The organism is Singulisphaera sp. GP187, assembly GCF_900129635.1.
In the GTDB taxonomy this organism is placed as follows: domain Bacteria; phylum Planctomycetota; class Planctomycetia; order Isosphaerales; family Isosphaeraceae; genus Singulisphaera.
In genome coordinates this window covers 2,178,032-2,198,251 of the sequence record NZ_FSRB01000001.1, presented here as the reverse complement: position 1 = coordinate 2,198,251, position 20,220 = coordinate 2,178,032, and the positions used below count along the sequence as shown (strand labels likewise).

The 20,220-nt window shown below is 60.8% G+C and carries 15 protein-coding genes; 9 read left to right on the top strand and 6 right to left on the bottom strand.

Annotated features, from left to right (window positions below; all coding sequences use genetic code 11):
* Positions 1-36 precede the first annotated feature (36 nt).
* Together BUS42_RS08585 and lon are read left to right on the top strand one after the other, a co-directional pair.
* Positions 37-1,002, top strand: coding sequence for a DUF1559 domain-containing protein (locus tag BUS42_RS08585; protein ID WP_074306552.1), 966 nt, complete (start codon positions 37-39; stop codon positions 1,000-1,002).
* 951 nt (positions 1,003-1,953) lie between these two features.
* Positions 1,954-4,518, top strand: coding sequence for an endopeptidase La (gene lon / locus BUS42_RS08575; protein WP_074306550.1), 2,565 nt, complete (start codon positions 1,954-1,956; stop codon positions 4,516-4,518).
* Between the two features lie 154 nt (positions 4,519-4,672).
* On the opposite strand, the gene BUS42_RS08570 is transcribed toward lon, so the two are convergent.
* Complete coding sequence (locus BUS42_RS08570; protein WP_074306549.1) at positions 4,673-5,284, bottom strand: hypothetical protein; 612 nt, start codon at positions 5,282-5,284, stop codon at positions 4,673-4,675.
* Between the two features lie 407 nt (positions 5,285-5,691).
* Between BUS42_RS08570 and BUS42_RS08565 the strand changes: the two genes are divergently transcribed.
* Positions 5,692-6,393 carry a copper homeostasis protein CutC gene (locus BUS42_RS08565; protein ID WP_074306548.1) on the top strand — a complete coding sequence of 234 codons (702 nt, stop codon included), beginning with the start codon at positions 5,692-5,694 and terminating at the stop codon, positions 6,391-6,393.
* A 460-nt stretch (positions 6,394-6,853) separates the two neighbouring features.
* On the opposite strand, the gene BUS42_RS08560 is transcribed toward BUS42_RS08565, so the two are convergent.
* A complete protein-coding gene (locus BUS42_RS08560) occupies positions 6,854-7,513 on the bottom strand; it encodes an HAD family hydrolase (protein WP_074306547.1) in 660 nt (219 codons plus the stop codon).
* A 188-nt stretch (positions 7,514-7,701) separates the two neighbouring features.
* On the opposite strand from BUS42_RS08560, the gene BUS42_RS08555 reads away from it, so the two are divergent.
* Both BUS42_RS08555 and BUS42_RS08550 read left to right on the top strand, forming a co-directional pair.
* The gene (locus BUS42_RS08555; RefSeq protein ID WP_074306546.1) at positions 7,702-8,715 is read left to right on the top strand and encodes a sugar phosphate isomerase/epimerase family protein; all 1,014 of its coding nucleotides are present in this window, start codon (positions 7,702-7,704) and stop codon (positions 8,713-8,715) included.
* A gap of 158 nt (positions 8,716-8,873) precedes the next feature.
* Complete coding sequence (locus tag BUS42_RS08550) at positions 8,874-9,056, top strand: hypothetical protein (RefSeq protein ID WP_074306545.1); 183 nt, start codon at positions 8,874-8,876, stop codon at positions 9,054-9,056.
* A gap of 55 nt (positions 9,057-9,111) precedes the next feature.
* Here BUS42_RS08550 and BUS42_RS08545 read toward each other — a convergent pair whose 3' ends face one another.
* The 3 genes from BUS42_RS08545 to BUS42_RS08535 all read right to left on the bottom strand — a co-directional run bounded on the left by BUS42_RS08545 (position 9,112) and on the right by BUS42_RS08535 (position 12,694).
* Positions 9,112-9,894 (bottom strand): LuxR C-terminal-related transcriptional regulator, encoded by a 783-nt coding sequence (locus tag BUS42_RS08545; protein WP_074306544.1) that lies wholly within the window; start codon positions 9,892-9,894, stop codon positions 9,112-9,114.
* A 237-nt stretch (positions 9,895-10,131) separates the two neighbouring features.
* Complete coding sequence (locus BUS42_RS08540) at positions 10,132-11,229, bottom strand: DSD1 family PLP-dependent enzyme (protein WP_074306543.1); 1,098 nt, start codon at positions 11,227-11,229, stop codon at positions 10,132-10,134.
* Positions 11,230-11,434: 205 nt separating this feature from the next.
* Positions 11,435-12,694 carry a Gfo/Idh/MocA family protein gene (locus tag BUS42_RS08535; RefSeq protein WP_074306542.1) on the bottom strand — a complete coding sequence of 420 codons (1,260 nt, stop codon included), beginning with the start codon at positions 12,692-12,694 and terminating at the stop codon, positions 11,435-11,437.
* Positions 12,695-13,066: 372 nt separating this feature from the next.
* On the opposite strand from BUS42_RS08535, the gene BUS42_RS08530 reads away from it, so the two are divergent.
* The 3 genes from BUS42_RS08530 (at position 13,067) to BUS42_RS08520 (ending at position 17,117) form a co-directional block, all read left to right on the top strand.
* A complete protein-coding gene (locus BUS42_RS08530; protein WP_074306541.1) occupies positions 13,067-14,974 on the top strand; it encodes a CocE/NonD family hydrolase in 1,908 nt (635 codons plus the stop codon).
* A 495-nt stretch (positions 14,975-15,469) separates the two neighbouring features.
* Positions 15,470-16,534 (top strand): DUF1559 domain-containing protein, encoded by a 1,065-nt coding sequence (locus BUS42_RS08525; protein ID WP_074310861.1) that lies wholly within the window; start codon positions 15,470-15,472, stop codon positions 16,532-16,534.
* 112 nt (positions 16,535-16,646) lie between these two features.
* Complete coding sequence (locus BUS42_RS08520) at positions 16,647-17,117, top strand: hypothetical protein (protein WP_254053391.1); 471 nt, start codon at positions 16,647-16,649, stop codon at positions 17,115-17,117.
* Between the two features lie 728 nt (positions 17,118-17,845).
* Here the strand turns inward: BUS42_RS08520 and BUS42_RS08515 are convergent.
* Positions 17,846-18,097, bottom strand: coding sequence for a hypothetical protein (locus BUS42_RS08515; protein ID WP_074306540.1), 252 nt, complete (start codon positions 18,095-18,097; stop codon positions 17,846-17,848).
* 997 nt (positions 18,098-19,094) lie between these two features.
* Between BUS42_RS08515 and BUS42_RS08510 the strand changes: the two genes are divergently transcribed.
* Entirely contained in the window at positions 19,095-20,198 is a 1,104-nt protein-coding gene (locus BUS42_RS08510) for a DUF1559 domain-containing protein (protein ID WP_074306539.1), read from the top strand.
* The last annotated feature ends 22 nt before the right edge of the window (positions 20,199-20,220 follow it).

The window sequence follows — 20,220 nt, the reverse complement described above, 5'->3', positions numbered from 1 at the left end:
TCTCGATTGGGATCGATCATCGGCTAGGAGACGATCATGAACGTCCGTCATCGCGGTTTTACCCTCATCGAATTGTTGGTGGTGATCGCTATCATCGCAGTCCTCATCGCCCTGCTTCTGCCGGCAGTGCAGGCGGCCCGCGAGGCCGCGCGTCGCGCCAAGTGCATCAACAACCTCAAGCAGATGGGTGTTGGTATGCACAATTACGAAAGCACAAACAGTTCATTGCCCCCGGGTAAGAACGAGTGCTGTTGGGGCACCTGGACCAACTATCTACTGCCCTACATGGAGCAGACCGCGTTGCTGAATAGCTGGAACTTCGGCAACCGCAAGGTCGATCCCGCCGGGAACTACTTCGTTTATAGCGGAAAGGCCAATATTACGGCAACAGTGACCATTATTGGTGTTTATGTCTGTCCGAGCGACTCGCAAAATTTCTACAGCACGAATTACCCCAAGTACAATTTCGCCGTGAATTGGGGAAACACGAGCATCGGTCTCTATCCCTACGGAGTCAACCCGAATCCTGGCCTCGACCCGGTCAAGGTCCTGAAAGGTGTCCCGTTCGCCGGTGCGCCGTTTGGTGAAATGAGCACGGTGGGAACGATTCGGTTCTCATCGATCATTGACGGCCTCAGCAACACGCTCATGGCTTCGGAGGTGATCCAAGGCAAAGGTCCCCTCGACATTCGCGGGTTCACGATTTGGGGTGATGCCTCGGGGTTCACAAGTTGGCTGACACCGAACAGCCTGCTCCCCGACGTTCTCTATCAGGCTGCCAAGTGCCAGTTTGGAACCTTGAACAATCCCCCGTGCGTCGGCTATCAAACGTCGGACACCGACCCGAGCTACTATGGATCTCGGAGCCTTCACCCTGGCGTTGTGAATACCCTCTTTTGCGACGGCAGCGTCAAGTCGATCAAGAATTCGATTAGCCTCGCGACCTGGCGTGCGCTGAGCACCACCCAGGGGGGCGAAGTCGTCAGTAGTGATTCCTACTGAACGTGGATGATTCGATTTCCGACCGGAAGCGCCGCTCGGCGCGAGCGGCAATTCCGGTCGTAATACAACAGGACTTATGCACAACAGGCCATGTGGCCACACTGAACGACGTTTCGCCCTTGGCCAGAATTGCTGACTCGGTCATCCCAGGTTTTAGATTGACCCGCCGCTTCTTGCCCTGATCGCCCCACTTCCGGTCCACTCCCACGTCAAAGTCCTGCTGGTGATCGTTCTCGATGCCACCCCGATCCTGATCGCCTCTCATTTCTTGGTGAGTTCGACGTTCCTCGGCGGCGTAAAACCTCGCCGAACCCGATTTCCTCTTCTTCGGCGCGATCGGCCGTGGCGTCGTCGTTGGTCCAACGATTCCCGTAGGTTGAGCACGGCCCCTCATCTTGAACTTCCCTCTTGGCAAAGAGATCGGGATGGTGGGCCGTGCCCACCCTACGGGAAGAATTCGATCATGGCATCTGACAAATCTTAAATTGTTCATAATAAAGTTATTTGCTCGACGCGGCTGGCTCAATGGCCGATGCGATCCATTTCGTATGCCCTGGCCCGAAGCCGGAGGAGCGCCCTTGGCAGGAATCGCTTCGTCGATTGGATGCGAGCGTCAGTCGATGAGGAAGAGAGCAGGATGGCCGCAAACTCAACACACGTAATCATGTGCAGATGAATTGTTTTGTGATTGGCGAACGTCCTGAGTTTGAGGGTCGTTTTGTCGAGTTTGGTGACTTACGAGTCGACGCGCCTAGAATGAATCGAGGGAGCGGCGACCCGGGTTCGACTCAAAGAGTTCGACCCGGTGAACCGACTATCCCTCGACTTTTGATCGCCACGGGTTTGCCACGAACAACTGGACAGCCGACAACGTAATAGAGCGGTACACGAAAAAAAAGCAACGTAAAACGATACCCGGACACCGAGAATTCCGCCGGGACGAAAGGATAGGTGAATCCCTTGGCCAACACACAATCACTTCCCGTCCTCCCGCTCCGAGGAACGGTGATTTTCCCTGGTTTGACCGTGCCGATCGCTGTCGGACGACCGGGGACTCTGCGTGCGATCGAGGCGGCCATCAAAGGTGATGGGCTCGTCTTTGCCGTCGCCCAGCGCGATTTCGCCGAAGAGCCCGCGCCGGAACAGCTCTATGTGAACGGCGTGATCGCCCGGATCGGTCAGATCCAGCGCGGACTCGGCGGGGCCCAGTTGCTCCTTCAAGGAGAAGAACGTGCCCAATCGCTCCACTATGACGTTTCCGAAGGCTTCCTGAAGGCGACGGTCGCGTCGATTGCGGAGATGCACCCGCTCAACCTGGAGGATCCTGCCTTCGCGGCGCTCTACCGAGAAACCCGCGAGCGGGCCATGGAGCTGGGCGAGCGCCGAGGACTTCCCGAGGAAGTGCTCCACCAGGTCATGGATTCCGTGACCGATCCGGCCCGGTTCGCCGACCTGGTCGCCGGCTACATCGAGTTGTCGGTTGACGAGAAGCAGAACCTGCTCGAGACCCTTGGCGTCGAGGACCGGCTCCGCCGCGTCCTGATCCTGGTTCAGCGCCAGATCGGGATGCTTGAGGCGCAGGACCAGATCAAGTCGCAGGTCCAGTCTGAGTTGGGCGAGCGACAAAAGGAGATGTATCTCCGCGAGCAGATGAAAGCGATTCAGAAGGAGCTGGGCGACGACGACCAATCGCGTGAAATGAAGGACCTGCGCGGCAAACTCGCCGCCCTCGAACTCCCCCGCGACGCGAGAGCCGAGGTGGAACGCGAGCTCGGTCGCCTGGAACGATCCGGGCGCGAGTCGATGGAAGGGCAAGTCATCCGGACCTACCTTGAGTGGGTTGCGGAACTCCCCTGGAATACCCGTTCCGATGACGACCTCGACCTCCAGCACGCCTCAAAGGTGCTCGACGAGGACCATTATGGACTCGAAGACGTGAAGGACCGCGTGCTCGAATTCCTCGCCGTCCGCCAACTCAATGCGCGGCGGCTCGCCAAGGAAGTCGAGACCACGGGTGAGGCTCAGGTCCGTGCGGCCGAGGACGAGGAGCGTCCCGTGGCCGTGAAGGACGCCACCGAGGCCAAGGCACGAGCGATGGCACGTGGCCCAATCCTCTTGTTCATCGGCCCGCCAGGCGTGGGCAAGACGTCGATCGCCAAGTCGATCGCTCGTGCCCTGGGACGGAAATATGTCCGGGCCGCGCTGGGAGGCGTCCGTGACGAGGCCGACATTCGAGGCCATCGGCGAACCTATGTGGGGGCGATGCCCGGTCGGATCATCCAGGCGCTCAAGCAGGCCGGCACCAAGAACCCGGTTTTCCTCCTGGACGAAGTCGACAAGCTTGGCGTTTCGCATCAGGGCGATCCCGCCAGCGCCTTGCTCGAGGTGCTCGACCCGGCTCAGAACGACTCGTTCACGGACCATTACCTGAACGTCCCGTTCGACCTGAGCGAGGTCCTCTTCATCGCCACGGCGAATTTCATGCAGAACATCCCGGCACCGTTGCTCGACCGGATGGAGGTGGTTGACTTCTCGGGTTACACCGAGCGTGAGAAGGCCGAGATCGCCAAGACGTACCTCGTCCCGAGACAGATTGCGGAGTCCGGCCTGGCCGAGGAGCAAGTGACGTTCACCGATGATGCCGTGATGGAAGTCGTGAGCCGATACACCCGGGAGAGCGGCGTCCGCCAGCTCGAGCGGCAAGTCGGCGCCGTGACCCGCAAGCTCGCCCGTCGGATCGCCGCGGGTGAACCGGTGGAACGGACGATCACCCCGGTGCGGATCCGCGAGCTGTTGGGACGCCCCCGGGTCCATCCCGAGCACGTCGGGACCGCCAACGAGGTGGGAGTCGCGACCGGGATGTATTACACCCCGAGCGGCGGCGACATCATGTTCGTCGAGGCCGCGATTCGCAAGCTCCATGGTCCGAGCCCGTCGGAGGGAGCTGGTCCTCGTGGCGGCTGGGGCACCGTCAACCTGATCCTGACAGGTCAGCTTGGCGACGTCATGAAAGAGTCGGCCAGGGCGGCAACGACCTACGCGGCGAACCATGCCCCCGAGTTGGATATTCCTCCGGACCGGCTCGGTTCGATTGAAGTCCACGTGCATGTTCCCGCCGGGGCGATCCCCAAGGACGGCCCGTCCGCAGGTGTCGCCATGGCCACGGCGATCATCTCGGCGATGTCCGGTCGACCGGTCCGCCGCGATGTGGCGATGACCGGTGAGATCACCCTCCGCGGGCGCGTCTTGCCGATCGGCGGAGTCAAAGAGAAGGTGCTGGGAGCCCACCGGGCTGGCTGCACCCACATCCTTGTGCCCAAGGACAACGAGGCCGACCTCGACGACCTCCCGGAGGACGTTCGCCAGGCCCTGACCTTCCACTGTGTCTCGACCTTGGATGAAGCCCTCGAAATCACCCTCTCGACCCCAGCCTTCTCGGGGTCTTCGGGGACGGCCTTCGAAGCTCGATCCCGACGGGAAGATTCAGGTCTCGCTGACATGCGTGTCGCCGTCTAAGCTTGAGCGGCTGGGAGGGGCTGACTTTCCCTCAGTCAACATGTCACCAAGTGCATTAGGCCCATCGTCACCGAGCGAACACGCTGGGTGATGATGGGTCTTTCTTTTGTTTTTCAGGGGTAAAATCCACATCGGCACGCGAACGCGAGTGGGTTCAACGGGCTTTCTTCGTGACCGCTCGCTTCGCCGGAGCCTGGGTCGGCTTGTCGTCGCTGGCTTTCGACTTCGTGGCCTTGGCCTTGAGTGCGGGAGTTTTCGCCTTCGATGCCGAGGAGCGCTTGGGTTCGGACACCTTGGCGGCGGGGTCGGGTTGGGAAGACGTGGCTTTCGGCTGAGCGGCCTTGGGCGTGGCGGGCTTGCTTTTCGGGGTCGAAGGTTGGACCTTTGATGCGGTGGACTTGGGCGCCGCGGTCTTGGGTTTCGACGTCGAGGCTTCGGCCTTCGGGGCGGAGGCAGAGGCTTTCGACTTCGAGGTCGCCGGTTTGGTGGGCGACTTCGTGGCTTGCGCCTTCGATGCGGTGGCCTTGGGCGTGGCGGGCTTGCCATTTCCTTGGGGAGCTTTTCCCTTCGCGGCGGTCGACTTTGCCTTCGACGGACGCGACGACTTGGGCGCCGTGCTCAGGGAGGGGAGTGCGGCTCCAATTCCCGCGATCGCGTTTGAACCCGCCTCCTTGATCGATTCCGCTCCATCAGCGAGGATTTCGCCGAGCGACTCGAGTGCGGTGCCGACCTTCTCGATCACGGTCTTCTTCTTCGCCTTGCTCATGGACACCTCAAGGGATAGGGATTCATTCGCGTTGAACGCTCTACGGGACGGTGCGGAGGGAGAGGCCCTGATGATCAACATGCGTGGTGCGGTCGGGACGATCCTGAGTTGAGTGAGGGACCACCCGTGCGATCAGGTCCTGTTGAACTTGAAATCACGATCGCCATCGCCTCCGTCGCTCGGAGGCAACGGCGAGTCGGGTTGATTCGCCCTTGAACCAGGATCGCAAACGCCGAGATCGAGACAATCGGAATAAGGCGGAAATCCAAAGAAAGGTATCGTCCAATACCGGAAGATTCTTGATGGGACAAGTCAATGCACGATTCAGGTCGGTGGTCCTCTGACCGTGTCGACGAGCGGTAACCGAACCGCCGAACGGTCGTTCGTTACAAAACAAGGGGGATGACATGAACATCGTGGTCGAAATCTGCGTGCAAGGGATCGAGTCGGCGCTGGCGGCTCAAGCCGGAGGAGCCGACCGGATTGAACTCTGTGAGGATCTGGCCGTCGGTGGCGTCACTCCCAGCGCGGGAACGATTGCCGTTGCCTGCCGTCGGTTGGCAATCCCGGTGCACGTTCTGATCCGGCCCCGCGGGGGCAATTTCGTCTATTCCGAAGCGGAGTTCGAGGTCATGGAGCGCGACATCGCGATGGTCAAGTCACTGGGAGTCGCGGGTGTCGTGATCGGCCTCCTGCGACCTGACCGTTCCTTGGACCAAGATCGCCTCGCCCGGCTCGTCGTAGCGTCCCGGCCGCTCAACGTTACGTTCCACCGAGCGTTCGATGAGGTGACGAACCCCTTCGACGTCGTCGACGAGCTGATCGGTCTCGGGGTCGAACGAATCCTGACTTCAGGTGGTGCCGTTCGGGCCGCGGACGGCCTGGTGCGGCTTGCTGAAAGCACTCAGCGGGCGCGCGGGCGAATCGCGATCGCGGCGGGGGGGCGGATCACCGAAGCCGACCTCCCAGCCATCCTCGGGGCAGGTCTGAAGGAATTTCACATTGGCTCGGCGGCGTGCTCGGGGGGCATGGTTCTCGCCGATAAGGTCAGGCGATTGGTGGAGGTGGCGAGGGGATTGCGTATTTCGTATCGTGACATTTCAAAATAAAAACAAATTGAACGCATGACGATTCTCATATCAACGGCTTCATTGATGTCATAAAATCGAATCTGTTTATATCAATGCATGACACGTAAACAGCATGGCAGCAAATATTTAAAATAAAAAAAACGCAGATTGGATGATTTTTCGTAATTGTGTGCCTTATACACTTCGAGGGTCTGTAGCTCGAATTTTCAGACGAACAAAAAAATGCGGGCGGGGCGCCCGCGGTCCCAGGGGGGGGGAACGGTCGGGAGGGGCGTGGGCCTGTACCGTGTTCTTGCCTCAGGAAGACAGGGAGCTGACGCTCCCCGCTCGCCTTTCAGGCGAGCGAGCGCTGACCTCTATGGTGGATTTCGCGAGCCTGAATGGCGAGCGGGGAGCGTCAGCTCCCTGTCCCTCGACTTCAATGGCGAGACCTGGTATTCCCTGGGACCGCGGCAGAAGAAAGATGATGTCTGTGTGTTCAAGGTTCGCCGAGGCCGAGTAGGGAGATCAGCTTCGGGAGATTCGTCAGGTCGTCCACGAAGTCAGCCGCGCCCACCCACTCGCCGCGAGGCAGGCGATGTCCCACGGCCAGAGTGGCGAGGCCGGCCGCACGGGCGGAGGTCAGGCCGGTCGGGGAGTCTTCCAGAGCGATGGCTTCGCCAGGGGCGAGCTCGAGTTTTTGAAGGGCGAGGCGATAGCCTTCGGGGTCGGGCTTGACGAGGGTCACGTCTTGCTTGCCGACGACGATTGGGAAGGCGTCTTCCAGACCGGCGGCTTTGAGGACGATCGCGATGTTTTCTCTCCAGGTCGTCGAGACGACCGCGAGCTGAACCTTACCGGTGAGCGACCGGACCAGGTCGACCAGGCCCGGATAGAGCCGGGGAGAGGCGGTGAGCATTGCGGCCGTCAGCTCTTGCTTGGTGCGGACCCAGCCTTCCACGTCCCCGTGTTCGATCTTTCGCTGCGCGAAGAGATCGGCGAGGAAGATCCGATCGTCGACCTCGACGGCGCGAGCGCAGACGTCGTCGGGGACCTCCCAGCCGAGCCGCGCCAGCGTGCGCTGCCAGGCGGCGATGTGAATATTCTCAGTGTCAGCGATGACACCATCGAAGTCGAAAAGGACAGCGCGTGTCGGCATGGCGGAAAACTAGCTCGTCGGGGCGTTCGATGACCGTCCGATGGGTGGATTATCACCTTCGGACACTGGGGCCGTCAAATCGTTGACTTTCCCGCCAGCGGTCCCTATGGTTGCCTTTTTCCCCACAACTCACTTCCGCCGTGTTCCACCGGCGCGATTGATCACCCCGATCCGCGAGGCACGCACCCATGGCACGACCCGTCACCTTGTTCACTGGCCAATGGGCCGATCTGACGCTGGAAGTGATCTGCCAGAAGGCTAGCCAGTGGGGATACGACGGTATCGAACTTCCCTGCTGGGGCGACCACTTCAACGTGCAGAAGGCGCTTCAAGACGACAACTACTGCCAGGAGCGGCACGACCTGCTCGCTCGCTACGGTCTCAAGTGCTGGGCGATCTCGAACCACCTCGTCGGGCAGCTCGTGCTCGACGTGCTGGATTCAAGGACCGACGACTGGGTGCCCCCCGACCTCCGAGGGAACTCCGAGAAGAAGCGCGACTGGGCGATCCAGGAGATGAAGGACACCGCCCGGGCCGCGCGAAAGATGGGCGTCAAGGTCGTCAACGGCTTCACCGGGTCGTCGATCTGGCACCTGCTCTATTCGTTCCCGCCGGTGCCCGACTCGATGATCGCCGATGGCTTCAAGCTCCTAGCCGAACGCTGGAACCCGATCCTCGACGTGTTCCGGGAGTGCGGGGTCAAGTTCGGTCTGGAGGTCCACCCGACCGAGATCGCGTTTGACCTCTACACCGCGGAGATGGCCCTCAAGGCGCTCGACTTCCGTCCCGAATTCGGATTCAACTTCGACCCGAGCCACCTGCTCTGGCAAATGGTCGACCCCGTCGCCTTCCTCCGCGCCTTCCCGGACCGGATCTTTCACGTCCACGTGAAGGATGCAATCCGGACGCTCGACGGCAAGTCGGGGATCCTCGCCTCGCACCTCAACTTCGGCGACTCGCGTCGCGGTTGGGACTTCCGGTCCCCCGGCCGCGGCCAGGTCAATTTCGAGGAAATCACCCGCGCCCTCAACCAACTCGGCTACGAAGGGCCGCTTTCCGTCGAGTGGGAAGACTCGGGGATGGATCGCGAATACGGGGCCGCCGAAGCCGCCCGGTTCGTCAAGGACAAGATGGGCTTCCCGGCCTCGGGGCGGGGCTTCGATACCGCCTTCGCCGACGCTCAGACGCCCAATAAGCGCTAAGCCGATCGTCGACGCTCCCCAACCGCCGACCTCGACACGCCGCGCTTGACGAGGCTCTCTCAACTCAGAACACTAGAGAGAGCGATCCCAAAACGGGAGCGGCGTGTCGCGCATCGGCTTGACTGACGCGCCCTCTCCTCCAAACGGAGTTCCCCACGATGAGCGGTCCGATCATTCGCAAGTACGGCTTCCCCAACTTCGAAAACATCTTCGGCGCACGCCCGCTCGAGCACGGGGTCGACGAGCAAGGCCAGGCCGAAGCCGCGACTCCCGCCACCTCGGACTCGAAATCAGAAAAAGCCAAGGCCAAGCCGGCCCCGAAGTCCAAGAAGTCGTCATAAGCGATTGGTGACGCTTCGCTTCGGGAGAGTGAAACGCCGGCCTCGACGCGGGCGATCAGTCGAGTAAGTCGGCGGTGAGGGTATCCCGAAGCTTCTGGATCACCCGGGTCTTCTCGTTGCTGACGGTCTTGGGGGCGACACCCCACTGCGACGCGATCTCGGCCGGTGTCTCCCCCTTGAGGGTCGCGTAGATCAGCGCGGCCTCGCGAGGGTTGAGCGACTGGTCGATCGCCTCCTGAAGCGCGTTCCGCCAACCGGCGTTCGCGTCCACCTCGGTCGCCGACCCCGCGGCCACGGCGGAATCGAGCGGCTGATACGTCCGCTCCCGCTGCGCCCGCTTCTTGACCGTGTCGATCGCCCGGAAGAAGTCGGGGCCATCGGCCGTCTCACGGCTCAAGACGTCGCGAATCCCGACCTGCCCGATCTCACTCAGCAGCGAGTCGAACCGGCTGCGCCCCAGATTTTGGAGGAGCGTCACGTAGACGGCCTGCGAGCAGTCGTCGTGCATCTGGACCGCGACCCCCGCGCGATACCAGGCCCGGCTGAGGTATCGATTCAACTGCAGCAAACCGGATGAGACCGCCTCGGGATCGACGTCATGCGTCGACGACCCGAGGATATCGGCAAGATGAGTTTGCCCGAGCGCTTCGTCCCAGGCGGCGTCGGCGAGACCGGAGGACGGGGCCTCGAACGCTGGGGGAGTGAAAACGACGTCGCGCTCAACGGCAAGGTCAGGAAGAGTTTGCGCTGTACTGCTCAGAAGCCGGAGCGCTTCGAGCGCCTCGACTGCCGGTCGGTAAGAACGCCGTTTCTTCCCGTCTCGTTTGCCGCTCAGCACGCATTTCCCTCCTCGTTCCTCGCGCCATCATCCCAAAAAAGGGGGCGAGAATCGAACCTCAATCGCACTCAGGTCGAGTCAGACCGACAAGAAAATCTTAGGACGTGGTTTCTCGGCAGCAACTCCGATGTCATGCCACCGTATCCAAATCCGTCCCATCCTTCGAGATCAATTCGCGCTGACTTCCCTACAATGATAGCATGCACGCATTGATAAGTCGAGGGTTCGGCCCAGGAATTATTGGAGCATTCCGCGGGCCAGCAGCGGCCAAACCACTTCCACGAGGCCCCAGCGATGGCCGAGGACTCGGTCGTGGAGTACAAAGGTAAAATCGCTATATCCGGGGATGACCGCCACTTTTTTTCCGATCGGGAAATCTTCGCCAGGGGCAAGTTCGACGACGGCATGCTCGGCCGAGAGGCCAATCACCGGGCAATTGTCGTAGTCGCGGAGGATGGGAGGGGTTCGATATTGGCTGACGGATTTGTGGCCAATGTCGAGGATCGCGCGATCGGCGGCGGGTCGACTTACGACCGTGGCGAGGACCGCGAGCGCAGGCCGGTGGCCCTCAACCCCGCAGACCTGCGTGTAATATTGACAGGCGAAAATCCCGCCTCCCGCCTGGATCTCGGTAATTCCGGGAAGATCGGCCGTGTACTGGTACGATCCGGTGCCCCCCGCGGAGATGATCCGGCAGGTGAGCCCCGCGCGTTCGACGACGTCTTTGGCGGTGAGCAGAGTCCCGATCGCCTCCTGGATGGCCGCCTGCTTTTGGTCGTGGTCGGGGATCATCAGGGTATGTCCCTCGTACCCCATGAGGCCGTCGAAGCGAAGGCCGGGGGTTTCGGAAACGAGGCTCGCCAACTTCAGAGCGTCCGCTGCCGAGGCCACACCGCAACGATGGAGGCCGAGGTCGACGTCGACGAGGATCCCGATCGTGACTCCGGCGGTGCGGGCGGCCTCGCCGAGCGGGGCGACGTGGTCCGGGTGGTCCACGGTCGCCTTGACATCGGCGTAGCGCTGGAGTGCGGCGAGCCGTTTCGTTTTGTGGGGGCCGACGACCAGGTGGGCGATCAGGATGTCCTCAATCCCGGCGGCCGCCATGACCTCGGCCTCGGAGACCTTGGCGACCGTCACGCCGATGGCGCCTGCTTTGCGCAACTGATGGGCGATCGCGGGGGACTTGAATGCCTTGGCGTGCGGACGCCAGGCGACCCCTCGGGATTGAAAGTGATCGGACATCTTGGCGATGTTCTGCTCGAACCGGTCGAGGTCGAGGAGCAGGGCGGGGGTGTCGAGCTCCTCCACCGGGACACCGATTGCGCTGAGCTGCATAAACGGGATTCCTCGGTCTGGGTCACCGTCGACCGGTCGGGGAGGTTCGGTAAGCAAAAGGGCGGGGACACTCGCTCGCCCGGCCTTTTTTTTCCTCTCCCCATAGGACCGTGGGCGGGGCGTCCACGGTCCTAATGGGAGGAATGAAAACCAGGCCAGTTCAACGGCCAATCGTACCTACGGTCCCCAATCGGGTTTGGGTCACTCAAACTTGCGAGGGCATCTCGATTCGACTGCCGTACTCACGGCTCAGGAGCTTATTGGCCTCGGGATCGTTGGCGAACGACTCGGAGGCGGCGTCGAATGTCAACTTCCTCCCCACGCGATGCGCGATGTTGCCCAGGTGGCAGAGTCGCGTGCTCAGGTGGCCGATCTCGATCTCGGCGTTGGGCTTTTCGCGTGACTTGACGCAACCGAGGAAGTTGGCGATGTGCTCGCTGACATCCCCTTTGGGCTTGCCACCGGCCTCCTTGCCATCCTCGACCCGCCAGCCCTTGTCATCGATCAGTAACGTGCCATGATCGCCATAGAAAGCGACGCCGAAGCCGGCCCCCTCGGTGCCGTGCTTGGACCACATCCGGTGTTCCCAGACCAGGGCGGCTTCCGGGAACTCCCAGGTGACGATCTGGGTGTCCGGCACTTCCTGGTCGTCATCGAAGACGTACTTGCCGCCGCCGGAGGTCACGCGGAGCGGGGCTTCGACCCCCAGGCCCCAGCGCGCGACGTCGAGGCCGTGGATCCCGTTGTTGCCAAGCTCGCCGGTGCCCCAGTTCCAGAACCAGTGCCAGTTGTAGTGGAATCGATTGGCCATGAACGGACGGTCCGGGGCCGGGCCCTGCCACATCGCGTAGTCGACCCCTTCCGGAACGGGCCCGGGCGTGCCGTGGCCGATCGGCTTGCGGACCTGGTGGATCCAGGCGCGCGCCATGCCGACCTTGCCGATGGAACCGGCGTGGATGTACTCGACCGCGTCCTTGATGTGCTCCATGCTCCGGCGCTGGGTGCCGACCTGGACGATCCGGTTGTATTTGCGCGCCGCCTCGACCATCCGTCGTCCTTCGACAACGTTGTGGCTGACCGGCTTCTCAACGTAAACGTCCTTGCCCGCCTGACAGCCCAGGACGGTCAAGAGCGCATGCCAGTGGTCGGGGGTGGCGACCACGATGGCGTCGATCGACTTGTCGTCGAGCAGCTTACGGTAATCCTTTTCCTGCCGAGGCGCTTTGAGATCGGCCGCGTCGATCGCCTTGAGCGCATTGGCGAATTTGGCGTCATCAATGTCGCATACGGCGACAATCTCTGCGTCTTTCTGCTTGATGATCGTCTTCGTCAGATCGGTCCCTCGCCCGCTGAGCCCGATCACTCCGAGACGGACCTTCTCACTGGGCGCGGCCGAGGCCGAGCGACCCGCCAACGCGACCATTCCGGCCATCCCCAGAAACGTCCGCCGATTCGGCTCGGTCATGATTGTGTTCCCCCTCCGGCACCATGAGATTAAGTCGATGCAACCCAGCCGGTTGCTTGCACGATTACTAATGAGCATAGCGCCCTGCGTGGTGCCAAGGCAAGCGCTTACCCGGCCTGCCGCGTTGATTCTCAGTACCGGTATCGAGCCATCCCGCCGTCGGTGTGGAGTCTGCCTCAACCCGCCTTCGGAGCCGCGAGGCTCGTGAGTCATTGCCCGCGATTGCGGGGCCGAGTAGCTTGGCCAAGGAAACTCATGCCAGGACAATGAGACATAGGCCGCTGCAACCAAAACATGCGAACATGACGGCTTTTATGTGCGTTGGCCAGGGTGAACCGTAACGAACGAATAAAACTGTTGAGGAGCATGAGAATGGGAAGGAGTCGGTGTTGCTCGCTCGGTGACTTCGTCGTGCCACTCTTCTTGGTTTCGAGCCTCCAGATTGCCTGGGCGGAGCCTCCCCAAGTCGCTCATCGCGCCCCCGAATTCGACGTGGTCGTCGAGACCGACGTCAAGATCGCCACGCGCGACGGCACCAAGCTCGCCGCCGACATCTATCGCCCCGCCCGGGATGGCCAGGCGGTTGCCGGTCGATTGCCGACCCTGTTGACCCGCACTCCGTACAACAAGACCGGGACGGCGGCGGATGGCCGTTACTACGCCAAACACGGCTACGTCGTCGTGGCCAACGACGTACGCGGTCGCTACGCAAGTGAAGGGACCTGGAGAATGATGGTGGACGACCCCGCCGACGGTTACGACGTCGTCGAGTGGATCGCCGCGCAGCCCTGGTCGGACGGCAAGATCGGTACGTTTGGGGTCAGTTACGGGGGCGGAACCCAACATGCCCTAGCTGAAACCAAGCCTCCCCACCTGACGACCATGATCCCCATCGATGCCCTCTCGAATTGCGGGATCAGCGGGATGCGCCATGGGGGGGCGTTCGAGCTCCGGTTCATGAACTGGATCTTCGATCAAGGAGCCACCAACAGCCGCGCGGCCTTGACGGAGCCAGCGCTCAAAACGGCCCTGGTCCAGAACGCCCGGCAGATTCGCCAGCACGTCGACAACCTGCCGTTTCGCCCCGGCACAACGCCGCTCCGGGTGGTCCCCGAATACGAGAGCTGGCTCGCTGAGGCCCTGCGAACCGGCCCTGAATCGCCGTTCTGGAAGATCAAGGGAATGTCGGTCGTGGATCAACTGCCCGACTATGCCGACGTCCCGGTCCTCCACATCACCGGCTGGTACGACTCGTGGACCCGGCAAGTCGCCCTGAATTACGAGGCGCTCTCGAAGGCGAAGCACGCTCCCCAGCGCTTAACAATCGGGCCCTGGGTTCACGCTTCGCAGCAGTCGAACTCCGCGGGTGAGGTGGAGTTCACCGCCGACGCGGGGATCGACCTGCCCGCCTGGAGGCTCCGCTGGTACGACCGCTGGCTGAAGGGGGATCGCAACGGGGTCGACGACGACCCGCCCGTCCTGATCTACGTGATGGGGACCGGCGATGACCGCAAGTCGGCGTCCGGCCGGCTCAAGCATGGCGGTTTCTGGCGGGCCGAACAGGAATGGCCGCTCGCCCGCGCCCGCGCCACGTCTTATTTCTTGCGGAGTGATGGAACCCTCGCGACGACCGCCCCCGTGGAGGATTCCTCCAAGTCGACCTACACGTTTGACCCGCGCCACCCCGTACCGACGATCGGCGGCAACATCTCCTCGAACCAGGGCTTGATGACCAACGGCGGCTACGATCAACGCCCTCGGGACGACACCCACGCGGCCGAGAATCGCTTGCCCCTCTCCGAGCGCCGCGACGTTCTCGTGTTCCGGACCGAACCGCTCGCCGAAGACCTCGAAGTGACCGGTACCGTCACGGTCAAACTCTGGGTCTCCTCCACCGCCCCGGACACCGACTTCACCGCCAAGCTGATCGACGAGATCCCCCCCAACCCGGACTATCCCTTGGGGTTCGACCTGAACATCGGCGACTCAATCCTTCGCGCCCGCTATCGCGAGTCGCTCGACCAACCGAAGCTAATGGTCCCCGGCACGGTCTATCCATTGACGGTTACGCTTTACCCGACATCAAATGTTTTTAAGAAAGGGCATCGCATTCGGGTCGACGTGTCGAGCAGTAACTTCCCCCGGTTCGACGTCAATTCCAACACGGGTGATCCGTTGGGCGCATCGCGACGATTGGTAGCGGCGGACAATTCCATTTATCATGACGCCCTGCGCCCGTCACAACTCGTCCTGCCGCTCGTTGCCACAGAGGCTCACTAGCCCGCGACTCCGTTCTGGGGTGCTCGTCACGGTCCTCCAATAACTCATGAGTGGATGGTTCTGTGAGTGGCTCGCTCACCGTAAAGCTGATGGGGACGCGGTGAGCTTTTTCCTGAGCTTCCGAACAGGACCACGAATTCACTCGATGTTGCGAGAATCCATCAAAATTGAGGTGGACGACTTGAAATTTTCAGGGTTGTCACTTAACAATAGGTATGCCCTTTCAGGAATTGGGCGGCACGTAAACACTCGATTTGCAAGATCCACAAGATGGATCACCGTTTTCGGATTTCTGCATTTGACTCGCCTTGATCGTCAGAAAGAAGCGATGTCGAGTTTTTGCGACAACCGCCCGCCTCTCTCACCGTTCTTATTCTGATCCTTTATAGTGTCCGCAGTTTCGCCACTTTCTCCCCGAGGAGATATGGGTTGAAACTCTTTCGGAAGGGATCGGAGATCCGTTTCCCCCCCACCAAACCTGGAGTCGAAAGAAGCATGAGATCCATCCGTCGCGCATTCACACTGATCGAGTTGCTGGTCGTCATTGCCATTATCGCCGTTTTGATCGCCCTCTTGCTCCCCGCCGTTCAAGCTGCGCGTGAGGCTGCTCGTCGCTCTCAGTGCACGAACAACCTCAAGCAAATTGCATTGGCGACCATGAATTTCGAGAATGTCAACGGAAATCTGCCACCGGCGTATGGTCCCTACGCAGCCGCGGACTCTGGAACCAGTCGCGCGAACACTCAGGCCTTGATTCTCTCGTTCATCGAGCAGGCCGCGATGTACAATGCGTTCAACTTCCAGCTTGATGTTCACAGCAACAAGGCCAATCAAACGGCCCAAACGCAAATCGTAAGCACGTATGTCTGTCCGTCAGATGCTTCGAGTGTTCGCATGACCGGGGGTTCCGCCAGCCTTCCCCTCGGATATAACAACTACATGACGAGCAGTGGCGCCTCCGCTTCGCCCGAAGGAGCCAGCAGTTCGGTCCTGGGGTTCCAGGAGACCAACACGGCGCTTTTCGGGCCGTTCAGCTTTCCCGGGCTCGATCGGACTGGAACGGCTGCAACGAATCCCAATTACCGCGTCGCCAAACCGGCCAGGCTTGCGGACATCACCGATGGGACGAGCAACACCGGGATGTGGTCTGAAACGAAACGGTCACGCTCCTCCACGGGAGGAGCGGCCGAACTCCCCGCGAACGACCCGCTGATCGTGATTCAGTTGGCGACGATCAACAACCAGGTTCCCGATGCGGCCTGTTCCGATCCCAATCCCTCCAAGTACATCACGTATCGGGGGCAGGTGTACTATCGCGGAGCCATTAGCTGGACCCAATACTACAGCCATACCATGACGCCGAACTCGAAGATCCGCGACTGCACCTCCGACTCGTTCGTCAACGGTCATATCGCCGCACGAAGCTACCATTCGGGCGGTGCCAACGCGGCCTTCTGCGACGGCTCGGTCCGGTTTTTCAAGGATACGATCTCCCTGAATACCTGGCGAGCGTTGGGTTCACGAGCCGGCGGCGAGGTGATCAGCGCGGACAGTCTCTGACATCCAATCAGGGTCCGTCGATTGAACTCAGTGCGGGTACGTCGTATTTGCCTGACCTTGTGGTGTCGATTCCAGGTGGTGTGCGGTCCGATCTTGTCCGGAGTGTGTGACGATGTTGCTGCGAAGAAGCTGGGGGGTTGGTCTCTTGCTGATGGGGGCCACCGTCCAGTTGACGACAGGTTGTGGCGATTCGACGGCTCCTCCCCCAAAGGCCGTGATCGAGAGCATCAATCTTCGTGAAGTGGGCGACGCCTACCGTACCTACGTGCTGGCAAAGAAGGCCCCTCCGAAGAAAGTCGCTGACATTCGAGAGTACGAAGCCGGCTATCCGATGGCGTTCGCCGGCCTCAAGGCAGGGGAGCTCGAGGTCTTCTGGGGTGGGGAACTCCTCCAGCCCGAGGCGGTTGTCCCGGATGTCAAATCCGACACGATTCTCGCGTTCGAATCCAAAGTCCCCAAAGAAGGGGGCTATGTTCTTTTGACCAACCGCGAGATCAAGAAGCTGACGCCCGAGGAATTCAAGGCCGCTCCCAAGGCGGCCGAGGCGTCCTCGAGTACCGGCGTTGCCAAGTCAACTCGATAGTGCCTGCGCGAATGTCCTGATTTTGGGGAGGCGGAGGTCTTTGGGGTGACTCAACCCAAGTCCTCCGCCTTCTTAAATTTCGAAGCGTTACCGCTTTGCGAAAACTCCGTCCAACGCGATGGAACAATACCCCTGGGTTCACCGAAGCGTTTCTGAATGCGTTCGCTTCTGTGTGGCTGGGGTCTCTGCCCCCGGTCGTTTGGCCTTCGCACCGGGATCGGAGACCGCGGACACACAGAGCGCGATTGCGGCGTGCGTTGAAAGAGTTGTTCGAGGTGACCCACCGACGTGAGGAACCGTCGGCAGTTGTCTTTGAGCGGTAACTGGAAATGGCCCGCGATGTGGTACTGGCTGCCGGCATGACGGACGTGCCGCCGACTGGGAAGGCAAAAAACATGGCCCAGCGATTTCACAAACACGGCGTGGCGTTCGTGTTGCAGATCCCAGCCTGGGGTCAAAAATTACTGTATAGTATGTGATGCTTATAGTCTCATTAACAAGAAGCCCAGCCTTAATGATGTCTGAGGCGAGGTGCCGCCCGATGCGCAGGCTGCCTCGCTGGTGCCTAAGAGACGATGCAGCGGCACACGCTGACCTGGAAACGCGGCTCGGCGTTCGCCGGCTCGATCCCGACCAAGGTCGGCCGCCCCCAAAAAAAGGTCTCATCGATCGCATGGGGTTCGCCCCAGCCGACACACGCCGGGTCGAAAGCCTCCAGGATTTCGCCTTCACGTTCGGACTCGTCGACCGAGGGTCGAATGGTCGGAGACCTGCTGGGCGGCCAGGAGCACGCCCAGTAGGTCGTCGACCTGTCGCGAATTGACGCCCATGGCAAACGCGGCACTGGCCAAGTGCCGCAGCTTGTCCTTGTCGATCAGGACCCGGCTTTCAGCCTCGCTTGGCAGCTTAACGATCGCCTCGTGGAGTCGTTGATTCACATTGCGGAGTTCGGCCGCCGCATCGGCATCGGCAGCGGTCACTGTTGCAAGCCATTGCTCCCCCTCTCGGGTGTGCTCAGCCACCCTCTTAACGATTGCAGCCGGACTGTTCGGCTTGTCGAGTGACCGTTCCGTGATGACGCGATATGGCGGCGGCCTATTCACAATCGATTCGCGGTGTGGATCGAATCCCTCTCCTGGGGTAGGCAAGGCCCACCATCCCGATCTCGTTGTCAAATCAGAGGTTAAGATGGTGGTCCGGCCGCGCCCACCCCACGGGACTCGTTGGGCTTCCCGACGACTCCAGGGCCGATGACGCCATAGCTGAGAGAAACGGGTTCGACGAATCCTGACGGCGAAAGTTTCTGCTGAAACGAGACGATCCCGCCGAAACCGGAGAGCCCTCCTGAACAAATTGTTATGGCAACACAACTTAAGTCAGGTAGTGCTCCTCGATTTCAACCCAAGGTTCCTGCCATCGGGCCGTGCCGACCCTTCAAGAGCCCGACTCATTTCCCACACACGCTCTACGCAGGATCGCATTGCGGCGCAACACCACTCCGACGGCAATTCATCCATCTTCGGTCGCTTGCCATGAACGTGCTCGAGCGCAACGCGATGCGGTGCGAAAGGTCGGCTAGACGGGCAAACTCCTCGTCGCGAGAGAGAATGACGAATCTCTCAAATGTGTTTATTTTAGCTTAAAACTTGTTGGTGTCATGACCCCGGGGACAGTCCGCCTTTCCCGGTCGATGATTTCGCGAACTCAACGTGGGCCGACCACTTTCCATTTAGATCTTAAAAGTCTAGAATAGCCTGCACGTAGCAACCGTTTTTTGAATCCGCTTCGTCGCAGAGATGGATCGGGCGAGGCATTACCTTCCCTTAATCGCTACTCGCGGGTTGCGCTTCCTCGACGATCGGTTGTTCATCAACTCCTCTCAAGATCCTTATTTTTCTCCGTAGGACCGGGTCTGGTGCGAATGCTGGGAAATCCCAGATTCGACCCTGTCCACATTTTTTCGGCTGGGGTTTGTTCATGCAGCGCGTACGTCTCCGTCGAGGTTTCACGCTCATCGAGCTCTTGGTAGTCATCGCCATCATCGCAGTGTTGATCGCACTGCTTTTGCCCGCCGTTCAAGCCGCACGTGAGGCCGCGCGTCGGTCACAATGCACGAATAACTTGAAGCAGATGGGCCTCGCGGCGATGAATTTTGAGTCGACGAACTCAAATTTGCCCCCGTGCTGGACTCAGTACCCCGGCATGAGCGGCGGAGGCAGCCGGGCCAATGTGCTTGCCTACATGTTGCAGTTTCTTGAGCAAGGGGCCCTTTACAACACCTGGAATTTCGCCGTCGATAGCAACGGTGGTTCAGCCTGCTGCGGAAAATTCAATCAGACCGCCCGAGTCACGCAGGTGAATGCATACCTTTGCCCATCGGATCCCAACACGGGATCTCAGTTGGATGTCGGTGGCAGTGGCCTTCCTTGTGCGCACACCAATTACTACGCGAGTCTTGGGAATACTGCGGCCCAGTACTACAACTCTCCTGCTGACACCACCACGCTCCGAGAGACGAACGGGGCCTTTCTTGGGTTGTTTCCGGTCACGCTGGATCTGAGTCAGTCACAGTATCTCTCGGGTACCACCCCGAACCCGGCTTATCAGCAATGTTTTGGCACGAAGCTTTCCCAGATCGTGGACGGTACATCCAATACCGCCATGTTCGCGGAGATCAAGACCTCGCGGTGGTCGACCACCGCGTTGCCCGCGCCTGACCAGAACAACAAGATTGATCCAATTCAAGGAGGGGTGGCTGCCCTCAATCTCCAGACTCCCCCAGCCGCCTGCGACGTCATGACGACCAATCGAATTGGGTATCGTGGCAATCAGTACTACCGTTTTATCCCCCCCACCACGAACTATACCCACACGGTCCCTCCCAACTACACGGGAGCCGACTGTGTGGATTCTGGTTTCGTCGCCTCGCACATCGCCGCTCGGAGCTATCACTCGGGAGGCGTGAACACCGCTTTTGCTGACGGTTCGGTACGGTTTATCAAGAGCTCCATCAACCTGGCGACCTGGCGAGCACTTGGCTCGCGGGCCGGCGGTGAGGTCATCAGCGCCGATTCCTACTAAGAGTCGAGTCGTCTGTCGAGCT